The 25,457-nt window shown below is 55.5% G+C and carries 23 protein-coding genes and 2 pseudogenes; 20 read left to right on the top strand and 5 right to left on the bottom strand.

The annotated features are described in order from the left end of the window. Positions 1–113 precede the first annotated feature (113 nt). From ACQUTP_RS24645 to ACQUTP_RS24620, 6 genes and pseudogenes are all read left to right on the top strand, one after another. The gene (locus tag ACQUTP_RS24645) at positions 114–368 is read left to right on the top strand and encodes a hypothetical protein (protein ID WP_044246670.1); all 255 of its coding nucleotides are present in this window, start codon (positions 114–116) and stop codon (positions 366–368) included. Positions 369–782: 414 nt separating this feature from the next. Next, positions 783–931: pseudogene (locus ACQUTP_RS24640) on the top strand (aldo/keto reductase); the annotation flags it as partial. 438 nt (positions 932–1,369) lie between these two features. Then, positions 1,370–3,871, top strand: coding sequence for a phosphoenolpyruvate--protein phosphotransferase (gene ptsP, locus ACQUTP_RS24635; protein ID WP_009484311.1), 2,502 nt, complete (start codon positions 1,370–1,372; stop codon positions 3,869–3,871). Positions 3,872–3,894: 23 nt separating this feature from the next. Then, a complete protein-coding gene (locus ACQUTP_RS24630) occupies positions 3,895–4,914 on the top strand; it encodes a PTS fructose transporter subunit IIC (protein ID WP_023287117.1) in 1,020 nt (339 codons plus the stop codon). Between the two features lies 1 nt (position 4,915). Continuing rightward, positions 4,916–5,770 (top strand): helix-turn-helix domain-containing protein, encoded by an 855-nt coding sequence (locus ACQUTP_RS24625; RefSeq protein ID WP_009484314.1) that lies wholly within the window; start codon positions 4,916–4,918, stop codon positions 5,768–5,770. Then, positions 5,767–6,156, top strand: a complete 390-nt coding sequence (locus tag ACQUTP_RS24620) for a PTS fructose transporter subunit IIB (protein WP_009484315.1) — start codon at positions 5,767–5,769, stop codon at positions 6,154–6,156. Before ACQUTP_RS24625 ends, ACQUTP_RS24620 begins: the two co-directional genes overlap by 4 nt. Before the next feature lie 97 nt (positions 6,157–6,253). Here ACQUTP_RS24620 and ACQUTP_RS24615 read toward each other — a convergent pair whose 3' ends face one another. From ACQUTP_RS24615 to ACQUTP_RS24605, 3 genes are read right to left on the bottom strand one after another with little or no spacing between them, the layout of a single operon-like run. Beyond that, on the bottom strand, positions 6,254–6,994 hold the full coding sequence (locus ACQUTP_RS24615; RefSeq protein WP_009484316.1) for a phosphatase: 741 nt from the start codon (positions 6,992–6,994) through the stop codon (positions 6,254–6,256). Positions 6,995–7,050: 56 nt separating this feature from the next. Continuing rightward, positions 7,051–9,045 carry a transketolase gene (gene tkt, locus ACQUTP_RS24610; protein WP_009484317.1) on the bottom strand — a complete coding sequence of 665 codons (1,995 nt, stop codon included), beginning with the start codon at positions 9,043–9,045 and terminating at the stop codon, positions 7,051–7,053. Further along, entirely contained in the window at positions 9,046–9,711 is a 666-nt protein-coding gene (locus ACQUTP_RS24605) for an HAD-IA family hydrolase (protein ID WP_023287118.1), read from the bottom strand. Positions 9,712–10,073: 362 nt separating this feature from the next. Between ACQUTP_RS24605 and ptsP (ACQUTP_RS24600) the strand changes: the two genes are divergently transcribed. The 5 genes from ptsP (ACQUTP_RS24600) (at position 10,074) to tal (ending at position 16,533) form a co-directional block, all read left to right on the top strand. Next, a complete protein-coding gene (gene ptsP / locus ACQUTP_RS24600; RefSeq protein WP_023287119.1) occupies positions 10,074–12,584 on the top strand; it encodes a phosphoenolpyruvate--protein phosphotransferase in 2,511 nt (836 codons plus the stop codon). Between the two features lie 60 nt (positions 12,585–12,644). Beyond that, positions 12,645–12,965, top strand: a complete 321-nt coding sequence (locus ACQUTP_RS24595; RefSeq protein ID WP_009484320.1) for a PTS fructose transporter subunit IIB — start codon at positions 12,645–12,647, stop codon at positions 12,963–12,965. A gap of 166 nt (positions 12,966–13,131) precedes the next feature. Next, complete coding sequence (locus ACQUTP_RS24590) at positions 13,132–14,235, top strand: PTS fructose transporter subunit IIC (RefSeq protein ID WP_023287120.1); 1,104 nt, start codon at positions 13,132–13,134, stop codon at positions 14,233–14,235. Positions 14,236–14,244: 9 nt separating this feature from the next. After that, positions 14,245–15,498, top strand: coding sequence for a class II D-tagatose-bisphosphate aldolase non-catalytic subunit (locus ACQUTP_RS24585; RefSeq protein ID WP_001515338.1), 1,254 nt, complete (start codon positions 14,245–14,247; stop codon positions 15,496–15,498). Between the two features lie 84 nt (positions 15,499–15,582). Next, a complete protein-coding gene (tal, locus tag ACQUTP_RS24580; RefSeq protein WP_009484323.1) occupies positions 15,583–16,533 on the top strand; it encodes a transaldolase in 951 nt (316 codons plus the stop codon). A 447-nt stretch (positions 16,534–16,980) separates the two neighbouring features. On the opposite strand, the gene merR is transcribed toward tal, so the two are convergent. Next, complete coding sequence (gene merR / locus ACQUTP_RS24575) at positions 16,981–17,436, bottom strand: Hg(II)-responsive transcriptional regulator (protein WP_001166628.1); 456 nt, start codon at positions 17,434–17,436, stop codon at positions 16,981–16,983. Positions 17,437–17,507: 71 nt separating this feature from the next. On the opposite strand from merR, the gene merT reads away from it, so the two are divergent. The 9 genes from merT (at position 17,508) to ACQUTP_RS24530 (ending at position 24,941) form a co-directional block, all read left to right on the top strand. Further along, entirely contained in the window at positions 17,508–17,873 is a 366-nt protein-coding gene (merT, locus tag ACQUTP_RS24570; RefSeq protein ID WP_001294656.1) for a mercuric ion transporter MerT, read from the top strand. 15 nt (positions 17,874–17,888) lie between these two features. Beyond that, positions 17,889–18,164 carry a mercury resistance system periplasmic binding protein MerP gene (merP, locus tag ACQUTP_RS24565; protein WP_000732275.1) on the top strand — a complete coding sequence of 92 codons (276 nt, stop codon included), beginning with the start codon at positions 17,889–17,891 and terminating at the stop codon, positions 18,162–18,164. A gap of 27 nt (positions 18,165–18,191) precedes the next feature. Further along, positions 18,192–18,617, top strand: a complete 426-nt coding sequence (gene merC, locus ACQUTP_RS24560) for an organomercurial transporter MerC (protein WP_000522996.1) — start codon at positions 18,192–18,194, stop codon at positions 18,615–18,617. Positions 18,618–18,655: 38 nt separating this feature from the next. Further along, positions 18,656–20,341 (top strand): mercury(II) reductase, encoded by a 1,686-nt coding sequence (gene merA / locus ACQUTP_RS24555; RefSeq protein ID WP_000209296.1) that lies wholly within the window; start codon positions 18,656–18,658, stop codon positions 20,339–20,341. A gap of 17 nt (positions 20,342–20,358) precedes the next feature. Further along, complete coding sequence (gene merD / locus ACQUTP_RS24550) at positions 20,359–20,724, top strand: mercury resistance co-regulator MerD (RefSeq protein WP_001277466.1); 366 nt, start codon at positions 20,359–20,361, stop codon at positions 20,722–20,724. Continuing rightward, positions 20,721–20,957: a broad-spectrum mercury transporter MerE gene (merE, locus tag ACQUTP_RS24545; protein WP_001087807.1), complete on the top strand. Its 237-nt coding sequence runs from the start codon at positions 20,721–20,723 to the stop codon at positions 20,955–20,957. Before merD ends, merE begins: the two co-directional genes overlap by 4 nt. A gap of 65 nt (positions 20,958–21,022) precedes the next feature. Beyond that, positions 21,023–21,235 (top strand): DUF3330 domain-containing protein, encoded by a 213-nt coding sequence (locus ACQUTP_RS24540; protein ID WP_000993245.1) that lies wholly within the window; start codon positions 21,023–21,025, stop codon positions 21,233–21,235. Between the two features lie 175 nt (positions 21,236–21,410). After that, positions 21,411–21,971, top strand: coding sequence for a recombinase family protein (locus ACQUTP_RS24535; RefSeq protein ID WP_001161490.1), 561 nt, complete (start codon positions 21,411–21,413; stop codon positions 21,969–21,971). 3 nt (positions 21,972–21,974) lie between these two features. Continuing rightward, complete coding sequence (locus ACQUTP_RS24530; protein WP_001138014.1) at positions 21,975–24,941, top strand: Tn3-like element TnAs1 family transposase; 2,967 nt, start codon at positions 21,975–21,977, stop codon at positions 24,939–24,941. Between the two features lie 138 nt (positions 24,942–25,079). On the opposite strand, the pseudogene ACQUTP_RS24525 reads toward ACQUTP_RS24530, so the two are convergent. Then, positions 25,080–25,346, bottom strand: a pseudogene (locus ACQUTP_RS24525) (DDE-type integrase/transposase/recombinase); the annotation flags it as partial. Between the last annotated feature and the right edge of the window lie 111 nt (positions 25,347–25,457).

Genomic DNA, 25,457 nt, shown 5'->3' with positions numbered 1-25,457 from the left:
CTTACCCGGTAGCGATAAGAGGTATGATTAAACGTCAGATTGCCTTTAGTGTGTAGTTAAATCATAATCACAACAACGTTAATCTGAAACTGATATTGCCGGAGGGGATCATCATGACGGGAAGAGGCATTAACACAGTACGTATCGGCGATGAAGTGAAGCACATCACCGAGCTCGATGCACTAACACTCATGCATGAATGGTCAAAACTTACAAAAGAAAATGCAGACCTGTATGACTATAACCGTCAGGTTAATCGGGGGTGGCGCGGCTTTATTCTTCGCCTGATGGGTATCCATTTGCCTGAAAAAAACCGTGTTTGTCTTTATGGCATTAATGCCAGAAAAGAATCCATCTATCCCGACTGAAGCCGTGCTGGCAGTGATAGTGAGCAGGCCATTGCAGAAGAACAGCTATAATTTGACGTTAAGCGCTTGATATTTAACATAAAACGCATTAAGCGCACCAATGCTGTAGAGGCTCAATGCTAATGTCTATTTGGGGGCTGCGGATGTTTTCCTGTGTACGATTATAATCGGCGCTTTGTCAAATTCCTCGACATGACTTTGATGTGCATCTGCCACTTGAATATGATGACCTGGCTGCCTTTTTCATATAATGCCGTATTCATCGCCGCTATTGCCGCAATAGTGCTGGCGATCACCACCGGCCTGGGCGTTGGTGGTATTTCCGTAATTGTCGGCACTGTGTTCATGTTCTTCTCTATGAATGGCATCATCGCGGCGACATCCTCGACTTGCGCACTGGATGCAGTGCTTAATACAAAACTGCAACGGCTGGAAGAAAACCTGGGGCTGCCGACATCATTCTTTCACAGGATGACTCACGTCAGATAACCCAGGCGCTTGAAACGATTAAAATCGTCGGCGAGCGTTACTCTCCTGAGCATCAGGCTCGCGTAGGTCGTTAATACCCGGACGGGTCCGTACTTTATTGCGGACCCTTGTTTCGCTTCATTAATCAGGCAGATAACTCAGATTGTTTTAAATCAGGTACATATCTGCTAACGCCATAGTGATAGATGCCGCCGGAGAAGTCGTTAATAGACACGCCGGAAACAGATCATCCTGCCTACCCCCGCACCATTTCATGAACCTGTTTGTATTAGCTTTAAATTTGTGATCCATATTGCAAAAACGGTTCAAAAACCAGAAACAAAAAAACAAACTAAATCAAACAAATAATTGAGAATTAATCATTCAAAAATATGACAAAAGTCACAAAATCACAATCAGGTAACTATTTTTAATAAAAGGTCACTTTTTTACTATATCATCACCGTTGCGAACAGGGAAAGATAGCGAGATCGGCAACACGTTGACGCGCACAATAGCATACAGGAGTTGAGATGGCGGTGGTTATAACCTATGTATGTGAGCTTCATGAAGGTGTTCATGCCCGGCCTGCCGGATACATCGCGCGGCTATGTAATCTTTTCCAGGCAGATATCGACTGGGAAAACACCCGTACGGGACTACTGGCAAATGCAAAAAGCGCCCTCTCGCTGATTGCCAGTGACACGCTGGTAAACGATACATGTCGCATCACCCTTTGCGGAGAAGATGAGCAACAGGCCGCAGTCCAGCTGCGCACGTTGCTTTCCGATCTCCCGACCTTCAGCCTTGAACCGGAACCCGCAACCACGTGGGGCTATCTTCCCCGCTGCCTGCGGGAACTGAACCCGCACGTGATTCAGGGAACTCGCATAAATAAAGGCGCAGCCATCGCCAGACCACAGGTAATACAGAGCCTGGCTTTCACCGATATTATCGCCCGCAATCCAGGGCATATCGACAATATTGAAAGCGAAAAAGCCCACTTTCTTGCCGGGTTAGATTCATTACGCCTAGAGCAAGAAGCCGCACTCGGAAAAAACCAAGGTATTGAGCACGACCTTATTGCGGCACATCTATCTCTGATAACCGACAGCGCATTTCAGGATAGTGCGATCGGTTATCTGAATAACAACATGAATGCCTGGTCGGCTATAGCGCAGGCGTCCCTAGACTTTTGCCATCAGCTTGAGCGCTCGCCTAGCCAGTATCTTCAGGAGCGCGCCCTGGATATTCTTGATATCGCGACGCAGCTCATCAGTGCGATCTATGGCGAACAGGCTCTGGCTTACCACCCGCCTTTGCTAAATGAACCGACAATTGTTTTCGCCAGTCACCTGACCCCCAACCAGTTTCTGGCGCTAAACCGCAAACACCTTGCAGGTCTGGTGCTGTCCTCTACGGGGAAAACCTCCCATACAGCCATACTGGCTCGTTCGTCAGGTATCCCAACCCTAGCGGATATCGATTTTTCATCGCTGGATATCGATGTCGAGCAGCTGATAATCATTGATGGTGAGCCAGGGATCCTGATTACTCATCCGGATGAGAAAGTTCTGCGCTACTACCGTCATGAAATTGCCGTCCAGCAGGATATGCAGCAGCGGCTGCGGGAAAATGCTTTAGCGCCCGCAAGAACCCGCGATGGGCATCGCGTAGAGGTAGCCGCTAATATTGCAAGCCTTGCCGAAGCGCAGGCGGCCTTTGAAAACGGCGCGGAAAGCATCGGCCTGTTTCGCACCGAGATAACCTATATGGGCCGCGATTGCCCGCCCTCCTGCGCTGAACTGACAGACCTGTATAAACAGGTTGTTACTCTGGCAGGGGGGAAGCCCGTTATCTTTCGCACCTTCGATATCGGCGGTGATAAACCGGTTGGATATCTAAGCGTCGACAATGAAGAAAACCCGTTTCTTGGTTTCCGGGCAGTGCGTACTTATCCGCAATATCGCGACCTTTTTTCCACCCAACTGAAGGCTATTCTGAGCGCCTCAGCATCAGGTAAAGCCAAAATTATGCTGCCGATGATTTCTCGGGTGGAAGAACTTATCTGGTGTCGTGAGGTACTGGAATCGGTTAAACAGGAGATGCGCCACGAGGGTCTGGCATTTGATGAACAGACAGCGCTCGGAATCATGCTGGAAGTACCTTCGGTACTTTTCTCTATGGCGGAGATGGCAGAACATGCGGATTTCTTCAGCGTGGGCAGTAATGACCTGACGCAATACTTTTTCGCCGCAGACCGGGGTAATGCCCAGGTAAAAACGCTTTATGACAGTTACACTCCACCGTTTTTACGCGCCCTGCAGTTCGCAGTGAAAGAGGCTCATCGCGCCGGTAAACCTGTCGGGTTGTGCGGTGAACTCACTGCTGACGAAACCATTCTCCCACTGCTTATCGGCATTGGCTTTGATGAATTGAGTATGAACTGCACCGCGATTCCGGGGATTAAGCACGCTCTGGGCCAACTCAGTGCCGGAGATTGCCGGTCGCTGGCGCAGAATCTTTTGCAAAATCACAACGCACAACAGTTCAAAGCCGCATTACATAACTCGAGCCTTAGTGCGGCGCAAAAGCCGCTGCTATCGCCGGAGATGGTTTTATGGGGAATTGACGCCGCTGATAAAAACGAGGCTATCAAAATGATGGTTGATAACCTGTGGCTTCAGCAGCGCACCAATACACGTGACAGGCTCTGCAGTGATATCTGGGCTCGCGAAGTGCCTTTTCCTACCGTCGTTGGCTCGGGCTTTGCTATCCCCCATGCCCAAACGGACGCTGTCAGGGATTCCTCCGTCAGTATTGCCACGCTCAGGCAACCTATCGCCTGGGGCGGCGTCATGGTGGATACCCTGTTCATGCTGACGATTAGCAAATCCGCGCAGGATAACGAGCATATGAAGTACTTCTCCACCCTGGCGCGCATGCTCATGAATGATGAATTTGTCAGCAAGATTAAAGCGGCAAAAAGCCCGGAAGCGCTTTACACGCTGATATCCAGAACTCTGGTCTTCTGAGCAGCAAACGTTACGAGGCTGACATGTTAAAACTATTAAAAAATACTAAACGACATTTTATGACCGGCGTCTCCTACATGATCCCGTTTGTCGTCGCTGGTGGTGTTCTGTTGGCGCTCGCGGTGATGTTTAACGGGGAAGCCGCCGTACCGGACCATGGTTTCCTGAAGGCCATGTCGCAAATTGGTATGGCTGGCTTAACCCTGTTTATCCCCATCCTGTCAGGATTTATCGCGTATTCGATGGTCGATAAACCGGGCATCGCGCCGGGTGCCATCGGCGGCCTGATGGCTTATCAGATGGGCGCCGGATTTTTAGGCGGCATGCTCTCCGGGATTATTGCCGGGCTGGTGGTCTATGTTCTGTTGAACCTGATCGCCCGGCTTAAAACCCCCCACTTCCTGCGCATGGTATTACCGATATTTATTATTCCGCTGATCGGGACCTTTCTCACCGGCATGGCGGTGTATTACATCATTGGCGACCCGATTGCCGTGCTAATGAAGTGGCTTAGCGTCTGGCTTGGCAATATGCAGGGCGCGTCGTTTATTATCCTCGGTACCATCCTGGGCTGCATGATCGCCGTTGACATGGGCGGCCCAATGAATAAAACCGCTTTTTTCTTTGCTGTTGCACTGATCTCAACGAACCCGCAGCTGATGGCAGCAGTCGCTGCCGCCGACTGTACTCCGCCTCTGGGGCTGGCGCTGGCAACCTTTCTGTTTAAAGACATCTTTAATGATGTGGAGCGAGAAGCCGGTAAGCCAGCGATAATTATGGGCTTTATGGGGATAACAGAAGGGGCAATTCCGTTTGCGGCGGCGGATCCGGTACGGGTGATCCCGGCAATTATGCTTGGCAGTGCGGTTGCGGCAATCCTCTCACTATGGTTTGGCGCAACCAACGCCGCCCCGTGGGGCGGACTTATCGTATTACCGGTAGTCAGCAACCATTTTGGCTACATCGTTTCGGTGGTCGCCGGGAGCATCACCACCGCCTTTGCGGTGAAAGTCCTGAAGACAGTTATCAAACCTCGGGCATAATATGGCTACATTTATTCAATCTATTCTCAGTGAATTCAGCGCTCAGGGCTCGATAGACAAAGGCGTCATGGTAGCTAACGGCAATACGCAGGCTCCGGCGATGGCCTACCATCTGCACGTTCCGCGCATTGAGTTGACGGTAAAGGGCACACTTCGCATGCTGCTGCCGAAAGGCGTGGACTGCATCGTGAAATATGAACGTCCGGTCGGCACCATCACCTATATCCCCGCCAATAGCTGGAACTCGCCGCTGTGGGAAAGCCCGGTTATTTGCATGTCGATAGTCTTCTGGAAGCAGGACGTCGGTTTCAGCATCAGCAACTGGGATGGCACGCAGTTTAAAGAGGTAGAGAAGTACAATCTGCAAAACTCCAGCAGTACGGTTCGCGATCGGCTTCTCGACCTGGCTGAATCGCTGGCGTGGTCGCAAGATACCACCAGCGAGACCTTTGCCCACGTGGTCTATGCGCTGCTTAACGACCTGCTGTATCAAATTACCGATGGCCTGAATAACCAGCGAGCTCCCTTCTCATTGCTGGACGAAATTAAGAGCCATATCGATAGTCACTACCACACGGACATTAGCCGGGAAAGCGTCGCCGAAACGTTTAATATTTCCCCAGGCTATCTGTCGCGTCTGTTTTCGAAGGAGTCAGACGTGAAATTTAACGAATATCTCAAGTTAGCCCGCATTTCACGTTCAAAAACGCTGCTGACCAATACCAATCTGAAAATAAACGAAGTTTCAGAAAAGTGCGGTTTCACAGATACTAACTATTTCTGCAAGGTGTTTCGCGATATCAACGACTGTACGCCGCTTGAATACCGCCGCAAAAATAAAGGAGCAAGATCATGACCACTCGTGCAACAAGAGATGAGATTCAGCCTTTCTCCAGCGAACGTAATCTGCATATTGTGGCGGTGACCGCGTGCGCGACCGGCGTGGCGCATACGTACATGGCCGCAGAACAGCTGGAAAAACTGGCGAAGCAGTATTACTTTGCGATCAAAATCGAGACTCAGGGCGTACTGGGGCTTAAGAATCCAATTACCGATAAAGATATTTTCGAGTCTGAGCTCACCATCATCGCATCCGATATTACTATCGATAATCCTTCACGCTTTGAAGGTTGCCGTATTCTGAATGTTTGTATTAATTCGCTGTTACTCAAACCAACTGAGGTTATCGCCGCCATTCGCAAGTCTTTAAATCTGCCGCGAGGCAACGTTATTGACCTGTAGGTGGTTTTCCCTGGCTCTAACAGTCCAGTCTCAAAACCGCACAGACACGCCGAACTTCCTCTCCCATTATTGGGAGAGGGTTTAACCCACAAGATTTTTAGCCAGGAAGCCCATAAAGCTCGGCTATCCGCCCCCCGCCGTGCTGTTCCAGAAACGTCAGCACTCGTCGCACAGAGGTATTCAGCACTCTTGATGCTGGAAAATCAGCCTCCACCAGCAGATGCTGACAGGCGCTAAAGTCCCCCAGAGAAAACGCGCTGTGTGAATCGCTACCCAATGAGAGAAGTCCGCCGCTGTCGCGCACGGCTGCTACAATTTTGCGACAGTTCCCCTCACTGCCCTTACGTGAATGGACGAAAGAGGCGTTATTGACCTCCAACGCCACATGACACTCCTTAGCCGCGGCCACCACCGCCGGGATATCAATCGGATACTCCGGGTTACCGGGGTGGCTGATAATATGGACCTTGCCGCTCGCTATTACTGCAATCAGCGCATCGGTATTGGTGGTGATGCCCGCAGGCGCAAACACCTGCTTATGGAATCCGGCAATCACTAAATCCAGCGACGCACGCATTTTGTCGCTGCAGTCGGTCTCACCACCAGGTTTGATATTGGCCTCAATACCGCGCAGGATCCCCACACCATCGACAACGCGCGGCAGCACACGCAAATTATTAAAGTGAAACGGATGTGGCGCATCAACCATTTCCGGGCCATGGTCGGTAATGGCGATCAGGCGAATATGTTTACGCGCCGCGGCGGCGATATAGTCATGAACCGTACTATAGGCGTGGGTGCTGGCCAGGGTATGCATATGAAGGTCGACGGGATACATGTTATCTCTCCCCTTAATGAAAAACGGCCCCTTAGCATGTAAGAGGCCGTTAAAGGTTAAGCCAGAAGCGCTTTTGCCTGCTGCAACACCACCTCAACGGTAATGCCAAACTCCTGATAAAGCTGTTCCGCCGGGGCGGACTCGCCGTAGGTCTGCATACCGATAATCGCGCCGTTCAGCCCGACATATTTAAACCAGTAATCCGCGATCCCCGCTTCCACGGCAATACGCGCAGAAACCGCCTGCGGCAACACCGCTTCACGATACGCCGCATCCTGCTTGTCGAAGACATCGGTGGACGGCATGGAGACCACCCGCGCCTTCACACCTTCAGCCGTCAGTTGCTGCCATGCGGCTACCGCCAGCTCCACCTCCGAGCCGGTCGCGATAAGGATCAGCTGCGGTTGCCCCTCGCAATTCTTCAGTACATAGCCGCCGCGCGCGATATCCTGCACCTGCTGCCAGGTCCGTTCCTGCTGGGTCAGGTTTTGCCGGGAAAAAATCAGCGCCGTAGGACCATCCTGGCGCTCAACACCATATTTCCACGCCACCGCCGACTCCACCTGATCGCAGGGACGCCAGGTGCTGAGGTTCGGCGTCATGCGCAGTGAGGCAATTTGCTCGACAGGCTGATGGGTCGGGCCATCTTCGCCCAGGCCAATAGAGTCGTGGGTGTAAACCATCACCTGACGCTGCTTCATCAGCGCCGCCATGCGCACTGCGTTGCGTGCGTATTCGACAAACATCAGGAACGTCGAGGTGTACGGCAGGAAGCCACCGTGCAGCGCAATACCGTTGGCGATAGCGGTCATACCGAACTCTCGCACGCCATAGTGAATGTAGTTCCCGGCGCTGTCTTCGTTAATCGCTTTAGACCCGGACCACAAGGTCAGGTTCGATGGAGCCAGATCCGCAGAGCCGCCGAGGAATTCCGGCAACAGTGGACCGAAGGCTTCAATCGCATTCTGCGAGGCTTTACGGCTGGCGATTTTCGCCGGTTTGGCCTGCAATTTTTCAATAAACGCCTGCGCCTTGCTGGCAAACTCTGCAGGCAGTTGCCCATTCACCCGACGGGTAAATTCATCTGCCAGCTCGGGGAACGCTTTCGCGTATGCGGCAAACTGCTGGTTCCACGCAGCCTCCTTAGCCTGCCCTGATTTGCGGGCGTCCCACTGCGAAGCTATCTCAGTGGGGATAACAAACGGTGGATACGGCCAGTCCAGCGCTTCACGCGTTGCCGCCACTTCAGCCTCGCCCAGCGGCGCGCCGTGGACATCATGAGTACCCGCTTTATGCGGAGAGCCAAAACCAATCACCGTTTTGCAGATAATTAACGTCGGCATGGTGGTAATCGACTTTGCAACATCAATCGCGGCACGAATGGATTCAGGATCATGCCCATCGACTCCGCGTACCACATGCCAGCCGTAAGCCTCAAAGCGTTTGGCGGTGTCGTCGGTGAACCATCCCTCGACGTGACCATCGATAGAGATGCCGTTATCGTCGTAGAACGCCACCAGCTTACCGAGCTTCAGCGTCCCGGCCAGGGAGCAAACTTCATGAGAAATGCCCTCCATCATGCAACCGTCGCCCATAAAGGTATATGTGAAGTGATCGACAATGTCGTGGCCCGGGCGGTTAAATTGCGCCGCGAGGGTTTTCTCGGCGATAGCCATGCCGACCGCATTGGCGATCCCCTGCCCCAGCGGCCCGGTGGTGGTTTCGACGCCCGCGGTGTAACCCACCTCTGGGTGCCCCGGCGTTTTCGAATGCAGCTGACGGAAGTTTTTCAGCTCATCAATCGGCAAATCATAGCCGGTAAGGTGCAGCAGGCTGTAGATCAGCATTGAGCCGTGACCGTTGGAGAGCACAAAACGGTCGCGGTTAGCCCACGCGGGGTTATTCGGGTTATGGTTGAGAAAATCCCGCCACAGGACTTCGGCAATATCCGCCATTCCCATCGGTGCGCCCGGATGACCGGAATTAGCTCGCTGAACGGCATCGACACTCAGCATACGGATGGCATTGGCCAGGGTTTTTCGTGATGACATTTAAAACTCCCTCTGAATCTTAAGTAAAAAATCTGCCTCGCCCTTGCGCGTTACGCGCAGGTCGAGGTAGTTATCAATGGTTTTCCAGGTATCGATATCGTGAACTACAGACTGGCGAGTCAGGACTTCAACCACCACGCACCCTGCCTGGGTGGCAGAAAGCAGACCGGCAGTGGAGTCTTCAAAAGCGAGGCAATTAGCGGGAGAAAGACCGAGTCGGGCTGCACCCGTCAGGAACGGCTCCGGATGCGGCTTGCCATGATGAATATCTTCGCTGGTCACCAGCACCGGCGGAACGGGGAAACCGGCTTGTCGGATCCGTGCTGAGGCAACCTTCAGCGACCCGGAAGTCACAATGGCCCAGGGGACCTGCAACTGCTCAAGCTGGCGGAGAAAATCAACAGCCCCGTTAACCGCAGTGATGCCGTCAGTATTGCTCGCTTCAAACTCTTCCAGCGCGAGAAATTCGTCGATGATGATCTGTTCGCTGGCATCGGGCATAAAGTGGCGCAGCGTACTCAAAGCGGGTTTACCGTGGAGATAATGGCATACCGTCCCCGGTTCCAGCCCTTTTTTAGTGGCCCATAAACTCCAGGAGGCCTCTACGAAATCCAGCGAGTTCACCAGCGTCCCGTCTAAATCCAGTAATATTCCACGAAAATGCATCGTAATTACCACAACGAAATAAATAGAGTGTGTATTATTTTGTACTCCATTACCCATGACCATTGAATAGAAAGAAAGTCACTTTAATAGCAATTACGTGACCACTGCTCACCCGTTAATAATAGTGCGGCTGCCATCACAATTACTTAAATCATCTCGCAACACACACACCACAGTAATTCCATATAATTTCATGACCTCGATCACAAAATAATAATCAGGCTTTTTTATTCAAGCAAAGGTCACTTTTTTTCTATTCAAAGATAACTGAGAACGATGAAGGATATAAAACATGAAATGCAGACACCCACATCTGCAAAGAAAATTAATTAGCCCTGGCTAAATGATTATCGGGAGCAATGATGTCAGAGATAATAACGTATCAATGTGATCTAAAGGATGGTATTCACGCCAGACCGGCGGGGTATATCGAACGGCTGTGCAATACATTTCAATCTACGGTGTGCTGGAATAATATTCGCAGCGGCATTCAGGGTAATGGTAAAAGCGCCCTCTCGATTGTCGCCACCGATACCTTACTCAACGACGCCTGTGAAATTACAATCAGCGGAAAAGATGCTGCAAACGCTGCTCAGCAGCTGAGTGCGCTGCTTAAAAAACTGCCCTCCTTCGAGGTTAGTCATGCAGATGAAGCCGCAGCGCCTGCGGGCTATCTCCCGCGTTCGCTGCGGGAGACTCAGCTCAGTTTTATTCAGGGTTCACGCATCAGCGGCGGTGTTGCCATTGCCAAACCCGTTCGTATTCAGAGCCTGTCTCTGGACGAAATGCTGGCGCGTAACCCGGGCGGTGAGTATTCCACGGAGCATCAGCAGCGTATTTTTCTGGCGGGTTTAGAGGCGCTTAAGCAAGAGAAGCAGGCTGCGCTGGAAATTAAAAAAGGCGTTGAGCACGATATTTTACAGGCGCATTTATCCATTATCACCGATGCGACCTTTCAAAGCCATATCTCCTCGGCGATTTCCGGTGGTGACAATACCTGGGATGCGGTGATTAAAGCTGCAATGGAATTCTGTGAAATTCTTAATCGCTCATCAAGCAAATACATTAAAGAGCGGACCCTGGATGTTCTCGATATTACCGGACAATTACTTACTGCGATCTATGGCCCAGGTATATTACCGCAGAACAGTCTTGAATTAACGCAACCATCGATTATTCTGGCCAACAGTCTGACACCAAGTCAATTTCTCGGGATCAATAAAGAGTTTCTTGCCGGGATGGTATTATCCGCCACGGGTAAAACGTCGCACACCGCTATCCTTGCACGTTCGCTCGGTATCCCGACTCTGACAGATATTGATTTTTCGACCCTGCAGCTGAATACAGAAATGGACATCATCATCGATGGCAATCCGGGTATTTTAATTATCGCTCCGGATGAGAAAGTCCTGCGCTATTACCAGAATGAAATTGCCGTTCAGCAGAGTATGCAGCAACAGATGCTGGCTAATGTCTATCAGGCAGCGACCACCAGCGATCATCACAGCATTGAGATAGCCGCCAATATCGCCAGCCTGGCGGAAGCCGAGGCAGCCTTCAGCAACGGCGCTGAAGGCATCGGACTATTTCGTACCGAAATGTCATTCATGGACCGTGAATCCGCACCGGACTACCACGAACTGGCTGAGCTCTACAGCCAGGTGATACAAGTTGCACAAGGGAAACCGGTTATCTTCCGCACCTTCGACATTGGCGGCGATAAACCTGTCGACTATATGAGCATCGGCGAAGAAGAAAACCCGTTTCTCGGCTTCCGGGCGGTGCGAACTTATCCGCGTTATCGCGACCTTTTCGCCATGCAGCTCAAGGCTATCCTCAGCGCCTCGGCTTTTGGCGATGCCAAAATCATGATCCCGATGATCGCCAACGTTGATGAAGTTATCTGGTGCCGTGAAGTCCTCGAAGAGGTCAAAAGTACGATGCGTGATGAAAGGTTGGCATTCAACGACAGCATCTCGCTCGGCGTGATGCTGGAGATCCCCTCCGTTATCTTCGCGATTAGCGAAATAGCGGAATACGCGGATTTCTTCAGCGTGGGCAGCAACGACCTGACGCAGTACTTTTTTGCCGCCGACCGTGGAAATACGCAGGTTGAGGCGGTATACGACAACTATTCCCCGGCATTCCTGCGCGCCATGCAGTATGCCGCCGACGAAGTCCACCGCGCGGGCAAGTGGATAGGTATCTGCGGAGAATTGGGTGCAAGCAAAGATTTTCTGCCGCTATTCGTTGGCATGGGCTTTGACGAACTCAGCATGAGCGGCACCTCGATTCCGGGTGTAAAACATGCGCTGCGCGAGCTGAGTTATGCCAAATGCCAGGGGCTGTCGCAGAACATTGTGGCGTTAAAACGTTCCGCTGATGTCAAAGCCGCGCTGCGTTCACCGGACGTAAAAGCGGTCAGCAAAATGCCGATCCTCGCCCCGGAGTTTATTCTTTGCGGACTACAGGCCAGAGATAAAAACGAAGTTATCAAAAAGATGACCGACAATCTGTGGCTGCACCATCGCACCGATAATCGGGATCAATTAACCGATGATATCTGGACCCGCGAAGACTCATTCTCCACCGCCGTGGGCTATGGCTTCGCCATTCCGCACACCAAGTCGGACCATATTCACTACTCCACCATCAGTATGGCAACCCTTGCGTCGCCCATTATGTGGGGCGATCAGGAAGTCGAAACCGTATTCATGCTCACCGTCAGTAAATCCGCCGACCCTAATGAGCATATGAAATATTTCTCCACGCTTGCCAGAAAGTTAATGAAAGAGGATTTCCGCAATGAAATAAAACAGGCCGAAAACGTCAACGTACTCTACAACCTGATGGCCAATACTCTGGCCGTATGAAATCAGGATTTATTAAGCAATGTTTAAAACCACAGCCAAATAAAAAATCAGGAGTCACTCATGAAAATTGTCGGAGTCGCAGCATGCATTACCGGAGTCGCCCACACCTATATGGCGCAGGAAGCTATCGAGCAGGAGTGCAAAAAAAGGGGTTATGACGTCAAAGTCGAGACCCAAGGCGGCATGGGAATTGAAAATGAATTAAGCGAAGATGAGATTGCCGAAGCCGATGTGGTGATTCTGGCAATTGCTATTGGTATTGAAGGCGTTGAGCGCTTTGAAGAAAAAGAAGACGCTGGACTGATTATTTCGCTGAACCCGGCAGAGGTGGTTCGCGATCCAGCAGCGATTATTGACCGGGCTGAAAAACTGGTGAAATAACCAACCCACCGGTCCTGATTTACTTTCGGCATTCGGTACCGGTGAATAATAACGTTAATTAAATTTCTGCGAACTCTTTATTTAAATTACGACGTAAATGCGTCCGGGGATGATTTCGCCTGAATATCACAATCATCTTAAAAATAAAGATTCCTGGAGGATGAAAATGTCGGAAAAAATGAAAGTCATCAAGGATGATTTAGTCAAAGCATTTAGTACCGGGGTGTCATATATGATGCCGGTGGTGGTGGTCGGCGGTATCTGTCTGGCACTCTCCCTGATTGGCGGTGAGCCGGTCGCGGGTAAAGGCATGGTGGTGACCAACCCATTCTTATTAAACCTCGGCGCTATCGGCAGCGCGGGCCTCGGGATGATGATCCCGGTGCTGGCGGCGTATATCTCCTACTCTATCGCCGGTAAGCCGGGGCTGACGCCGGGTTTAATCACCGGCTTTATGGCCAGCACGCCGCTGGGTGCAGACCATGTGGTAACCGGTTTTCTGGGGGCGATGCTGCTCGGTATTCTCAGCGGATACGTGACCAAATGGGTAAAAGGCTGGAAAGTCGGTAAGGTGCTGATGCCTGTTATGCCGATCATGATTATTCCCATCGCCTCAAGCGTCATCGTCGGCATGCTCTATCTGTATGTACTGATTGGGCCCATCGGTTTTGCCATGAAATGGCTGGTTTCCATGCTCTCACAAATGCAGGGAAGCAGCGGACTGGTACTTGGTCTGATTGTCGGTGCCATGGCGGCCTTTGATATGGGTGGCCCGGTCAATAAAACCGCGACGGCATTTACTCTCGCATTAATGGCTGAAGGTATTTATGGTCCGAACGGCGCTTACCGTGTTGCCTGTGCTATTCCGCCACTGGGCATTGCACTTTCTACTTTTATTTCACCACGTAAATGGGCTGAAGATGAAAGACGAATGGGAACCTCTGCTGCCTTTATGGGATTAATTGGTATTACCGAGGGGGCCATTCCTTTCGCCGTTAAAAACCTGAAGACCGTTCTGCCATCAATAATTATCGGCAGCGCCGTCGGTGCCGGTCTGGCAATGGTTCACGGCGTTGAATCAATGGTTCCACACGGCGGATTAATTGCCATCGCAGGCGTCAATAAAGCACCTGTATGGTACGCCATCGATATGGCTATCGGCGTTATTGTCACCGCAATCTGCCTATATATTCTGCGCCCCAACATTAGCGAGCCGGTAAAAAAAGAGTCGGCTAAAAAAACAATCACTTCTGATATGAATAAAGTCTGAGGAGTTATCATGAAAAACACAATGAAACAGTACGTCGATTATATTGTTAACGGTGGAAAATCAACAATGCTGGGAATTGGCCCCATGTCTCCGGCATTAATTCAGGCCTGTTTTGAGCTGGGTAAAGAAAAAGACCTGCCGCTGATGTTTATTGCCAGCCGCAACCAGGTTGATGCAGATGAGTTTGGCGCGGGTTACGTTAACAACTGGGATCAATTTCGCTTTGCCGCCGACCTGAAAGCGATGGCGGAAAAAGTCGGCTTCGACGGTGATTACTTCCTCTGCCGCGACCACGGTGGCCCGTGGCAGCGTGATAAAGAACGCAAAGACCATATTCCTGAAGCCGAAGCGATGGCGCTGGCGCGCCGCTCTTATCAGGTCGATATGGACGCCGGTTTCGACCTGCTGCACATCGACCCTACAAAAGACCCGTATGTCGTCGGTAAAGTCATTGATATCGAACTGGTGCTGAGTCGTACCGTTGAGCTGATCCGCTTCTGCGAAGAGTACCGGAAGGCAAATAACCTGAAGGAGTTCTTCTATGAAGTCGGAACTGAAGAAACCAATGGCGGCCTGACCGACGTCAGCGCCTATGAAGGGTTTATTATCGAGCTGAATAAGCGTCTTGCTGCCGAATCGCTGCCGCAGCCGCTGTTTATCGTTGGTCAGACCGGTACCCTGACCCGCCTGACCAAAAACGTTGGCCATTTTAACGATAAGCAGTCCGCAGAGCTTTCGGCTATCAGCACCCGTCACGGCGTTGGTCTGAAAGAGCATAATGGTGACTATCTTCCGGATGAGATCCTGTTGAAACATCCGGGTCTGGGCATCACGGCAATGAACGTCGCCCCAGCCTACGGCACCATTGAAACCCGCGCTTATCTGAAGCTGGCGGAAGTCGAGAAAGATCTGGCAGCAAAAGGCTTTATCAAGTCAGCGTCTGATTTAAAAACCGTCCTGACCCGCGAGTGTGTGCTGAGCCACAAATGGGAAAAATGGATGACTGATGAGCACAAAAACAAGTCTGAAGAGCAAATCTTTAACGAGCCAGAATTGTTGAAAGAGATTCTTGAACTCAGCGGCCACTACAACTACGAAAAACCAGCGGTAGTCAAAGAGATGCAAACCATGTTTGCTAATCTGAAGTCGTTTGGTGTCGAACCCGAGCGTTATGTGGTTAATAAAATTAAAGATATGATCCAGAACGAAGCAGAGTGCTTCAATATGCCAGGCCTGACCACCCGCGTCGCGCAGGCAAAATAACCACCTATCCAGCTTAGCAATAAGGAGCGGGCTCTGGCCCCTCCTTGCTATTTGCTGCCCAATTATGAAATACAGGTTTATGCCATGAATCAGCTTGAACAACTAAAGCAGCGAACCACGATTGTTGCCGACAGCGGGGATATTGACAGCATTATGGCTTACCAGCCTGAAGATGCGACCACTAACCCTTCGCTTATTTATAAAGCGGCGCAGCTTCCGCAGTACCAGAAACTGGTAAAAGATGCCGTCGCGGCGGTGAAGTCCCGCCAGAATGGAAAGCCGGTACAACCTGCGGATATTGCCGATTATCTGGCGGTGAGCATCGGGGTGCTGATCCTGAAAAACGTTCCGGGTCGTATTTCAACTGAAGTGGATGCTCGCCTCTCGTTTGATACCCAGGCCAGTATTGCTAAAGCGCGGGAAATTATTGCACTGTATGAAGAGAAAGGTATTGGCAAAGGTCGGGTTTTGATTAAGCTTGCTGCCACCTGGCAAGGGATCCGTGCCGCAGAAACGCTGGAAAAAGAAGGTATCCAGTGTAACCTCACGCTACTGTTCTCCTTTGCCCAGGCCAGAGCCTGTGCCGATGCCAATGTTTTCCTGATTTCCCCGTTTGTGGGCCGTATCTACGACTGGTACAAGAAAAACAACCCTGATACCACCTTCACCGTCGAGAACGATCCGGGTGTCGAATCAGTGCAGAAGATCTATCGCTTCTATAAAATGCACGGCTACCGCACCGTGGTGATGGGTGCCAGTTTCCGTACGCCGGAACAGGTGCTGGCGCTTAACGGATGCGATCGTCTTACCGTTTCCCCGGCGTTGCTGGCGCAGTTGCAGCAAACTCAGGGGGCGGTACCAATGCCGCTGACGTATGAAGGTGAAATCCAGGCGAAGCCCATAGCGATGACCGAAGCTGAGTTCTACTGGGCTCATAATCAGGATGCGATGGCAGTGGAAAAGCTCGCCGAAGGTATTCGCCTGTTTGCCGTGGACCAGAACAGTCTTGAGGCACTGCTGAGTCAATATCTGTAAGCTCCCCTAGCAAATATCCTATGCAGGTAGTTGATTCTTAGACGGGTCCGCAGTAAATATCGGACCCATTATTCCACGTAGCGAAGTGCATCTATCCATGGTTACCTCCAGTGGCCAGACTTAAAGTATAGATAATGCCGCGTCAGCGGCATGGAGGCGCCAGCTGAAGTTGAATGGAGTACTGCGGGTAAATGGCGCCGTCGCCCGGCGCAGCCGGCTACTGTTTTGACAGGTTCTGCCTCACCGACCCCCTTCCCTGCAAAGCTATACCCGCTTAAAACATCTCAGATGCCTCTGTACGCGGTCGGAGTGGTCCCGACAAGGCGACAGCCGCAGTCGGGGCGTATCTCCGCGTTAGCGGGCCGGAGGGCCGCTTACGAGCGTGTACCAAAGAATTGCCCGCAGCTCCCTCCAGGGGTCGTCTCAGAATTCGGAAAATAAAGCACGCTAAGGCGTAGTCACCCCGTGACTCCCCCGCGCCGATGCAGCGAGCTTCGTTCCGTCTTGCAGTGACGCAATCAGCGGGCAGGAAACGTTCCCTTTCCGCGCATGGCAGGCGCACACCAGTTCAGACAGCACGGCCTCCATGCGTGCCAAGTCGGCCATCTTCTCGCGCACATCCTTGAGCTTGTGCTCGGCCAGGCCGCTGGCTTCCTCGCAATGGGTGCCATCCTCCAGCCGCAGTAGCTCGGCGATTTCGTCCAGGCTAAAGCCCAGCCGCTGGGCCGATTTCACGAACCGCACTCGTGTTACATCCGCCTCGCCATAGCGGCGAATGCTGCCATAGGGCTTGTCTGGCTCCGGCAGCAGGCCCTTGCGCTGGTAGAACCGGATGGTCTCCACATTGACCCCGGCCGCCTTGGCAAAAACGCCAATGGTCAGATTCTCAAAATTAATTTGCATATCGCTTGACTCCGTACATAACTACGGAAGTAAGCTTAAGCTATCCAAACCAAATTTGAAAGGACAAGCGTATGTCTGAACCACAAAAGTCTGAACCACAAAACGGGCGCGGCGCGCTCTTCGCCGGTGGGCTGGCCGCCATTCTTGCGTCGGCCTGCTGCCTGGGGCCGCTGGTTTTGATCGCCTTGGGGTTCAGCGGGGCATGGATCGGCAACCTGACGGTGCTGGAACCCTATCGCCCGATCTTCATCGGCGCAGCGCTGGTCGCGCTGTTTTTCGCCTGGCGGCGCATCTACCGCCCGGCGCAAGCCTGCAAACCGGGTGAGGTCTGCGCGATTCCCCAAGTGCGAGCTACTTACAAGCTCATTTTCTGGATCGTGGCCGCGCTGGTCCTGGTCTCGCTCGGATTTCCCTACGTCATGCCATTTTTCTATTAATCACAGGAGTTCATCATGAAAAAACTGTTTGCCGCCCTCGCCCTCGCTGCCGTTGTTGCCCCCGTGTGGGCCGCCACCCAGACCGTCACGCTGTCCGTGCCTGGCATGACCTGCGCCTCTTGCCCGATCACTGTCAAGCACGCGCTTTCCAAGGTTGAGGGCGTGAGCAAGACCGACGTAAGTTTCGACAAGCGCCAGGCCGTCGTCACCTTCGACGATGCCAAGACCAACGTCCAGAAGTTGACCAAGGCGACCGAGGACGCGGGCTATCCGTCCAGCCTCAAACGCTGATCCGTTAACCGAACTCGGGAGCGACACATGGGACTCATCACGCGCATCGCTGGCAAAACCGGCGCGCTCGGCAGCGTCGTTTCCGCGATGGGCTGCGCCGCCTGTTTTCCTGCCATCGCCAGCTTTGGCGCGGCCATCGGACTGGGCTTCTTGAGCCAGTACGAGGGGCTATTCATTGGCATCCTGCTGCCGATGTTCGCCGGCATCGCGTTACTCGCCAATGCTATCGCTTGGCTCAATCATCGACAGTGGCGACGCACGGCGCTCGGCACGATAGGCCCGATCTTGGTGCTGGCAGCGGTGTTTTTAATGCGGGCTTACGGCTGGCAGAGCGGTGGACTGCTCTATGTCGGCCTGGCCTTGATGGTTGGGGTGTCGGTCTGGGATTTCATCTCGCCAGCACATCGCCGCTGCGGGCCGGACAGCTGTGAATTGCCAGAACAACGTGGCTGACGGCAACAGCCGTAGCCACCACAGAAAAGGAAAAATACATGACCACCCTGAAAATCACCGGGATGACCTGCGACTCGTGCGCGGCTCACGTCAAGGAAGCCTTGGAGAAAGTGCCCGGCGTGCAATCGGCGCTGGTGTCCTATCCGAAGGGCACAGCGCAACTCGCCATTGAGGCGGGCACGTCATCGGATGCGCTGACTACCGCCGTGGCCGGACTGGGCTACGAGGCAACGCTTGCCGATGCGCCACCGACGGACAACCGCGCCGGCCTGCTCGACAAGATGCGCGGCTGGATAGGGGCCGCTGATAAGCCCAGTGGCAACGAACGCCCGTTGCAGGTCGTCGTCATTGGTAGCGGTGGAGCCGCGATGGCGGCAGCACTGAAGGCCGTCGAGCAAGGCGCGCAGGTCACGCTGATTGAGCGCGGCACCATCGGCGGCACCTGCGTCAACGTCGGTTGTGTGCCGTCCAAGATCATGATCCGCGCCGCCCACATCGCCCATCTGCGCCGGGAAAGCCCATTCGACGGCGGCATGCCACCCACACCGCCGACGATCTTGCGCGAGCGGCTGCTGGCCCAGCAGCAGGCCCGTGTCGAAGAACTCCGTCATGCCAAGTACGAAGGCATCCTGGACGGCAATTCAGCCATCACCGTTCTGCACGGTGAAGCGCGTTTCAAGGACGACCAGAGCCTTATCGTTAGTTTGAACGAGGGTGGCGAGCGCGTCGTGATGTTCGACCGCTGCCTGGTCGCCACGGGTGCCAGCCCGGCGGTCCCGCCGATTCCGGGCTTGAAAGAGTCACCCTACTGGACTTCCACCGAGGCCCTGGCGAGCGACACCATTCCCGAACGCCTTGCCGTAATCGGCTCGTCGGTGGTGGCGCTGGAGCTGGCGCAAGCCTTTGCCCGGCTGGGCAGCAAGGTCACGGCCCTGGCGCGCAATACCTTGTTCTTCCGTGAAGACCCGGCCATCGGCGAGGCGGTGACAGCCGCTTTCCGTGCCGAGGGCATCGAGGTGCTGGAGCACACGCAAGCCAGCCAGGTCGCCCATATGGACGGTGAATTCGTGCTGACCACCACGCACGGTGAATTGCGCGCCGACAAGCTGCTGGTCGCCACCGGCCGGACACCGAACACGCGCAGCCTGGCATTGGAAGCGGCGGGGGTAGCCGTCAATGCGCAGGGGGCCATCGTCATCGACAAGGGCATGCGCACCAGTAGCCCGAACATCTACGCGGCCGGCGACTGCACCGACCAGCCGCAGTTCGTCTATGTGGCGGCAGCGGCCGGCACTCGTGCGGCGATCAACATGACTGGCGGCGATGCGGCCCTGGACCTGACCGCAATGCCGGCCGTGGTGTTCACCGACCCGCAGGTCGCCACCGTGGGCTACAGCGAGGCGGAAGCACATCACGACGGGATCGAGACCGACAGTCGCCTGCTAACACTGGATAACGTGCCGCGTGCGCTTGCCAACTTCGACACACGCGGCTTCATCAAGCTGGTCATCGAGGAAGGTAGCGGACGGCTCATCGGCGTGCAAGCGGTGGCCCCGGAAGCGGGTGAACTGATCCAGACGGCGGTGCTCGCCATTCGCAACCGTATGACCGTGCAGGAACTGGCCGACCAATTGTTCCCCTACCTGACCATGGTCGAAGGGCTGAAGCTCGCGGCGCAGACCTTCAGCAAGGACGTGAAGCAGCTTTCGTGCTGCGCCGGATGAGGAAAAGGAGGTGTTCAATGAGCGCCTACACAGTGTCCCGGCTGGCCCTTGATGCCGGGGTGAGCGTGCATATCGTGCGCGACTACCTGCTGCGCGGATTGCTACGGCCGGTCGCGTACACCACGGGCGGCTACGGCTTGTTCGATGACACCGCGTTGCAACGGCTGCGCTTTGTACGGGCTGCCTTCGAAGCGGGTATCGGCCTGGACGCACTGGCGCGGCTGTGCCGGGCGCTGGATGCTGCGGACGGTGACGGTGCGTCTGCGCAGCTTGCCGTGTTGCGGCAACTCGTCGAGCGTCGGCGCGAGGCCCTGGCCAGCCTCGAAATGCAACTGGCCGCCATGCCAACCGAACCGGCACAGCACGCGGAGAGTCTGCCATGAACAGCCCAGAGCACTTGCCGTCTGAGACGCACAAACCGATCACCGGCTACTTGTGGGGCGCGCTGGCCGTGCTCACCTGTCCCTGCCATTTGCCGATTCTCGCCATTGTGCTAGCCGGCACGACGGCCGGCGCGTTCATCGGGGAGCACTGGGGTATTGCAGCCCTCACGCTGACCGGCTTGTTTGTCCTGTCTGTGACGCGGCTGCTGCGGGCCTTCAAGGGAAGATCATGACCGCTTCCCAGCCAGCCGAGAGTGGGCAGCTTTGAGCTTCGCTACCAATCTGGAGGAGTACCACCATGAACGCAAACGCCCCGAACACTGCCAGTTGCACCACCTGCTGCGTATGCTGCAAAGAAATTCCGCTCGATGCCGCCTTCACCCCGGAAGGCGCGGAATACGTCGAACATTTCTGCGGGCTGGATTGCTATGAACGCTTCCAGGCACGCGCCAAGGCCGCGACAGAATCTGACATTGCGCCTGTCCCTGGCGGTTCGCAGCCGTCAGATTGAGGCATACCCTAACTTGATGTCAGGCAGGGCCGCGCCGCTTCGTCAGAATAGAGTCTGCTTTCCCATTTTTTGACACATGCCCGCGAAGGTTATAGATTTCAGCCTGACAGAAATGGGCTTTGAGGCACAACGGAACAGAAAGTGCACTTAAGCCGCCTTCAACCAAGGAGACATCGTGCAGGGGCACCGCATCGGCTACGTCCGGGTCAGCAGCTTTGACCAGAACCCGGAACGCCAGCTGGAACAAACCCAGGTGAGCAAGGTGTTCACCGACAAGGCATCGGGCAAGGACACCCAGCGCCCCCAGCTCGAAGCGCTGCTGAGCTTCGTCCGCGAAGGCGATACAGTGGTGGTGCACAGCATGGATCGGCTGGCCCGCAACCTCGATGACCTGCGTCGCTTGGTACAGAAGCTGACTCAGCGCGGCGTGCGCATCGAGTTCCTGAAGGAGGGCCTGGTGTTCACTGGCGAGGACTCGCCGATGGCCAACCTGATGCTGTCGGTGATGGGGGCCTTCGCTGAGTTCGAGCGCGCCCTGATCCGCGAGCGGCAGCGTGAGGGCATCGCCTTGGCCAAGCAGCGTGGCGCGTACCGGGGCCGCAAGAAAGCCCTGTCCGATGAGCAGGCTGCTACCCTGCGGCAGCGAGCGACGGCCGGCGAGCCCAAGGCGCAGCTTGCCCGCGAGTTCAACATCAGCCGGGAAACCCTCTACCAGTACCTCCGCACGGACGACTGACACATGCCGCGTCGCTTGATCCTCTCGGCCACGGAGCGGGACACCCTGCTTGCGCTGCCGGAAAGCCAGGATGACCTGATCCGCTACTACACCTTCAACGACTCCGACCTGTCGCTGATCCGCCAGCGACGCGGCGACGCCAACCGCCTCGGCTTCGCCGTGCAGCTCTGCCTGCTGCGCTACCCCGGTTACGCGCTGGGAACCGACAGCGAGCTGCCCGAGCCGGTCATCCTGTGGGTGGCGAAGCAAGTCCAGGCCGAGCCGGCGAGCTGGGCAAAGTACGGCGAGCGCGACGTGACCCGTCGCGAGCATGCCCAGGAACTGCGCACCTACCTGCAACTGGCCCCGTTCGGCCTGTCCGACTTCCGCGCCCTGGTGCGCGAGCTAACCGAGCTGGCCCAGCAGACCGACAAAGGCTTGCTGCTGGCCGGTCAGGCCCTGGAGAGCCTACGGCAGAAACGACGCATCCTGCCGGCGCTGAGCGTGATTGACCGGGCCTGCTCGGAAGCCATTGCGCGAGCCAATCGGCGGGTCTACCGCGCCCTGGTCGAACCACTCACGGACTCGCATCGGGCCAAGCTGGACGAGCTGTTGAAGCTCAAGGCCGGCAGCAGCATCACCTGGTTGACCTGGCTGCGCCAGGCACCGCTGAAACCCAACTCTCGGCACATGCTGGAACACATCGAGCGGCTGAAGACATTTCAGTTGGTGGACTTGCCCGAAGGCCTGGGCCGGCACATCCACCAGAACCGCCTGCTCAAGCTGGCCCGCGAGGGTGGGCAGATGACGCCCAAAGACCTCGGTAAGTTCGAGCCGCAGCGCCGCTACGCGACCCTGGCCGCCGTGGTGCTGGAGAGCACCGCGACCGTGATCGATGAGCTGGTCGATCTGCATGACCGCATCCTGGTCAAGCTGTTCAGCGGCGCGAAGCACAAGCATCAGCAGCAGTTCCAGAAGCAGGGCAAGGCGATCAACGACAAGGTGCGCCTGTACTCCAGGATCGGCCAGGCGCTGCTGGAAGCGAAGGAAAGCGGCAGCGACCCCTATGCCGCCATCGAGGCGGTGATTCCCTGGGACGAGTTCACCGAGAGCGTCAGCGAGGCCGAGCTGCTGGCCCGGCCGGAAGGCTTCGACCACCTGCACCTGGTCGGCGAGAACTTCGCCACCCTGCGCCGTTACACGCCGGCCTTGCTGGAGGTGCTGGAACTGCGCGCCGCGCCGGCCGCGCAAGGCGTGCTGGCAGCCGTGCAGACCCTGCGTGAGATGAACGCCGACAACCTGCGCAAGGTGCCGGCCGATGCACCCACGGCCTTCATCAAGCCGCGCTGGAAGCCGCTGGTGATCACCCCGGAAGGCCTCGACCGGAAATTCTACGAAATCTGCGCCCTGTCCGAGCTGAAGAACGCCCTGCGCTCCGGCGACATCTGGGTCAAGGGCTCGCGGCAGTTCCGCGACTTCGACGACTACCTGCTGCCGGCCGAGAAGTTCGCCGCACTCAAGCGCGAGCAGGCCCTGCCCCTGGCGATCAACCCGAACAGCGACCAGTACCTGGAAGAGCGTTTGCAGCTGCTGGACGAGCAGTTGGCCACCGTCACCCGCCTGGCCAAGGACAACGAGCTGCCCGATGCCATCCTCACCGAGTCAGGGCTGAAAATCACCCCGCTGGATGCGGCGGTGCCGGATCGGGCGCAGGCGCTGATCGACCAAACCAGCCAGTTACTGCCGCGCATCAAGATCACCGAACTGCTGATGGACGTGGACGACTGGACGGGCTTCAGCCGCCACTTCACCCACTTGAAGGACGGGGCCGAGGCCAAAGACAGGACGTTGCTGCTGTCCGCAATCCTCGGTGATGCGATCAACCTCGGGCTGACCAAGATGGCCGAGTCGAGCCCCGGCCTGACCTACGCCAAGCTGTCCTGGCTGCAAGCCTGGCACATCCGCGACGAAACCTATTCGGCGGCCTTGGCCGAGCTGGTCAACCACCAGTATCGCCACGCCTTTGCCGCCCACTGGGGCGACGGCACGACCTCATCCTCCGATGGCCAGCGCTTCCGCGCGGGTGGCCGGGGCGAGAGCACCGGGCACGTCAACCCGAAGTACGGTAGCGAGCCGGGACGGCTGTTCTATACCCATATCTCCGACCAGTACGCGCCGTTCAGCACCCGCGTGGTGAATGTCGGCGTCCGCGATTCCACCTATGTGCTCGACGGCCTGCTGTACCACGAGTCCGACCTGCGGATCGAGGAGCACTACACCGACACGGCCGGCTTCACCGATCACGTCTTTGCCCTGATGCACCTGCTAGGCTTCCGCTTCGCGCCGCGCATCCGCGACCTCGGCGAAACCAAGCTGTACGTGCCGCAGGGCGTGCAAGCCTACCCGACGTTGCGCCCGCTGATCGGCGGCACCCTGAACATCAAGCACGTGCGTGCCCACTGGGACGACATCCTGCGCCTGGCCAGCTCGATCAAGCAGGGCACCGTCACCGCCTCGCTGATGCTGCGCAAGCTCGGCAGCTACCCGCGCCAGAACGGACTGGCCGTGGCCCTGCGCGAGCTGGGCCGGATCGAGCGCACGCTGTTCATCCTGGACTGGCTGCAAAGTGTTGAACTGCGCCGCCGCGTGCATGCCGGCCTGAACAAAGGTGAGGCGCGCAACTCGCTGGCCAGGGCGGTGTTCTTCAACCGCCTTGGGGAAATCAGGGATCGGAGCTTCGAGCAGCAGCGCTACCGGGCCAGCGGCCTCAACCTGGTGACGGCGGCTATCGTGCTGTGGAACACGGTGTACCTGGAACGCGCCACCCAGGGGTTGGTCGAGGCCGGCAAGCCGGTGGACGGCGAGCTGCTGCAATTCCTGTCGCCGCTGGGCTGGGAGCACATCAACCTAACCGGCGATTACGTCTGGCGGCAGAGCCGCAGACTGGAAGACGGGAAGTTTCGGCCCTTACGGATGCCCGGAAAACCTTAGCGTACGATTTTTTCCGAATTCTGCGGGCTCCCCGACTATGCTCAATACTCGTGTGCACCAAAGCGAGGTGAGCATGGCGACGGAGGCTCTGTTGCAAAGATTGGCGGCAGTCAGAGGTAGGCTGTCGCTCTGCGCCGATCAGGCGGCTGCTGCGAAATGGTGGTTGAGCATGCCCATGGCCTCCGTCAGCGCCGAGGGCCCAATGCCAAAAGCTCTCTCCACAAGGCGCACCTCGCCCCTGATGCCGGGCTGCAGGCACCAGGGGCGAGCCTGTCCTTTGCGCAGGGCTCGCATGACTTCGAATCCCTTGATCGTGGCATAGGCCGTGGGGATCGATTTGAAACCGCGCACCGGCTTGATCAGTATCTTGAGCTTTCCGTGATCGGCCTCGATCACGTTATTGAGGGCTCTGTTGCAAAGATTGGCGGCAGTCAGAGGTAGGCTGTCGCTCTGCGCCGATCAGGCGGCTGCTGCGAAATGGTGGTTGAGCATGCCCATGGCCTCCGTCAGCGCCGA

The sequence above is a fragment of the Klebsiella sp. 2-CIP_Kleb. genome (assembly GCF_050378715.1).
GTDB classification, from domain to species: domain Bacteria; phylum Pseudomonadota; class Gammaproteobacteria; order Enterobacterales; family Enterobacteriaceae; genus Klebsiella; species Klebsiella quasipneumoniae.
The sequence above is the reverse complement of the archived record's forward strand: the minus strand, read 5'-3'. Positions and strand labels throughout refer to the sequence as shown.

Coding starts and splice junctions, on each gene's coding strand:
- ACQUTP_RS24645 (WP_044246670.1), top strand. CDS start 114: ATGACGGGAAGAGGCATTAACACAGTACGTATCGGCGATGAAGTGAAG.
- ptsP (WP_009484311.1), top strand. CDS start 1,370: ATGGCGGTGGTTATAACCTATGTATGTGAGCTTCATGAAGGTGTTCAT.
- ACQUTP_RS24630 (WP_023287117.1), top strand. CDS start 3,895: ATGTTAAAACTATTAAAAAATACTAAACGACATTTTATGACCGGCGTC.
- ACQUTP_RS24625 (WP_009484314.1), top strand. CDS start 4,916: ATGGCTACATTTATTCAATCTATTCTCAGTGAATTCAGCGCTCAGGGC.
- ACQUTP_RS24620 (WP_009484315.1), top strand. CDS start 5,767: ATGACCACTCGTGCAACAAGAGATGAGATTCAGCCTTTCTCCAGCGAA.
- ACQUTP_RS24615 (WP_009484316.1), bottom strand. CDS start 6,994: ATGTATCCCGTCGACCTTCATATGCATACCCTGGCCAGCACCCACGCC.
- tkt (WP_009484317.1), bottom strand. CDS start 9,045: ATGTCATCACGAAAAACCCTGGCCAATGCCATCCGTATGCTGAGTGTC.
- ACQUTP_RS24605 (WP_023287118.1), bottom strand. CDS start 9,711: ATGCATTTTCGTGGAATATTACTGGATTTAGACGGGACGCTGGTGAAC.
- ptsP (WP_023287119.1), top strand. CDS start 10,074: ATGTCAGAGATAATAACGTATCAATGTGATCTAAAGGATGGTATTCAC.
- ACQUTP_RS24595 (WP_009484320.1), top strand. CDS start 12,645: ATGAAAATTGTCGGAGTCGCAGCATGCATTACCGGAGTCGCCCACACC.
- ACQUTP_RS24590 (WP_023287120.1), top strand. CDS start 13,132: ATGTCGGAAAAAATGAAAGTCATCAAGGATGATTTAGTCAAAGCATTT.
- ACQUTP_RS24585 (WP_001515338.1), top strand. CDS start 14,245: ATGAAAAACACAATGAAACAGTACGTCGATTATATTGTTAACGGTGGA.
- tal (WP_009484323.1), top strand. CDS start 15,583: ATGAATCAGCTTGAACAACTAAAGCAGCGAACCACGATTGTTGCCGAC.
- merR (WP_001166628.1), bottom strand. CDS start 17,436: ATGCAAATTAATTTTGAGAATCTGACCATTGGCGTTTTTGCCAAGGCG.
- merT (WP_001294656.1), top strand. CDS start 17,508: ATGTCTGAACCACAAAAGTCTGAACCACAAAACGGGCGCGGCGCGCTC.
- merP (WP_000732275.1), top strand. CDS start 17,889: ATGAAAAAACTGTTTGCCGCCCTCGCCCTCGCTGCCGTTGTTGCCCCC.
- merC (WP_000522996.1), top strand. CDS start 18,192: ATGGGACTCATCACGCGCATCGCTGGCAAAACCGGCGCGCTCGGCAGC.
- merA (WP_000209296.1), top strand. CDS start 18,656: ATGACCACCCTGAAAATCACCGGGATGACCTGCGACTCGTGCGCGGCT.
- merD (WP_001277466.1), top strand. CDS start 20,359: ATGAGCGCCTACACAGTGTCCCGGCTGGCCCTTGATGCCGGGGTGAGC.
- merE (WP_001087807.1), top strand. CDS start 20,721: ATGAACAGCCCAGAGCACTTGCCGTCTGAGACGCACAAACCGATCACC.
- ACQUTP_RS24540 (WP_000993245.1), top strand. CDS start 21,023: ATGAACGCAAACGCCCCGAACACTGCCAGTTGCACCACCTGCTGCGTA.
- ACQUTP_RS24530 (WP_001138014.1), top strand. CDS start 21,975: ATGCCGCGTCGCTTGATCCTCTCGGCCACGGAGCGGGACACCCTGCTT.